At 56.7% G+C, this 920-nt stretch carries 1 protein-coding gene; it reads left to right on the plus strand.

Annotation, left to right across the window (positions count from 1 at the left end):
* Positions 1 to 322: 322 nt before the first annotated feature.
* Positions 323 to 766, plus strand: coding sequence for a hypothetical protein (locus M5G17_RS27340; RefSeq protein ID WP_273895970.1), 444 nt, complete (start codon positions 323 to 325; stop codon positions 764 to 766).
* The last annotated feature ends 154 nt before the right edge of the window (positions 767 to 920 follow it).

Consider the following 920-nt stretch of genomic DNA (forward strand, 5'->3'; position numbering starts at 1 on the left):
GAGTTCGCCGGACGCTTACTCTCGGGCAGCAGGCACTGCATACTCGAGTAGTTCTAAAGGAACGTCGCGCTCGAAGAGCGTTACCTCGAACCTCAAGGTTTCATCGTTGCGGAAAATCTCGAAAATAATCTGACTTCCGCGAATGCACTCCAGAGCAAGACCGTCATGGCCCAGAGTGACGCTGGAGGCTCTGCCGAACCTGTACTCGATTCCATGAACTATCACGCGGGCTCCTCCTAAAACGATGAAAAGTACCCGGAAACCTTCGAGTTGTAATCCCTACTCTCCATTCACTGCCGCGATATGACAGCGAGGTATCCCCATGCCCACAGAAAACCGATCCAGCAACACCGAACAGATGGTCAGCGTGCCGCGTGATGAAGTTGAGCGACTGGTGAAGCTGCTGCAGTACCAAGCCCATCCATACCCCTCGCCTCATGCTGAGTTCTGGCAGGGCCTGCTTGATGCGCCAGTCGCCCAGTATCAGGGCGAGCCGGCGTTATCTATCCCCGACGGGTACTGCATCATGCCCAGGCAGCTCAACGCCGAGAACGGCGCCAAAGCTCTGTTGCTTGGTGAGTTCAAGCTGGAGGTCACTCGCGAATGCCCGGAATGCCTTGATCTTGAGGAGCCAGCAGAAGGCTGCGAGATATGCGATGGCGAAGGTGAATACGGGCAGAGCCACACGATCCCGTGGGATCAGATCAAATTCATCTATAGCGAGGCCGTGAAGGGTCTCGCTCTCCAGCCGAACGCCGCCCGGTAGCGAAAGCGCTGCCAGGAGCGCATTTGTACTCCACCCCGCTTTAACCCCTCTCCCCTCTATTGAACAGCCGCGATATGGCGGCCAAGGAACCTGCATGCCTGCAAAACAGCATCCGCTCGACGTGCAGAGCGTTGGTGTAGTGGTCTACTAACCC

The sequence above is a fragment of the Pseudomonas rubra genome (assembly GCF_028656935.1).
GTDB lineage: Bacteria > Pseudomonadota > Gammaproteobacteria > Pseudomonadales > Pseudomonadaceae > Aquipseudomonas > Aquipseudomonas rubra.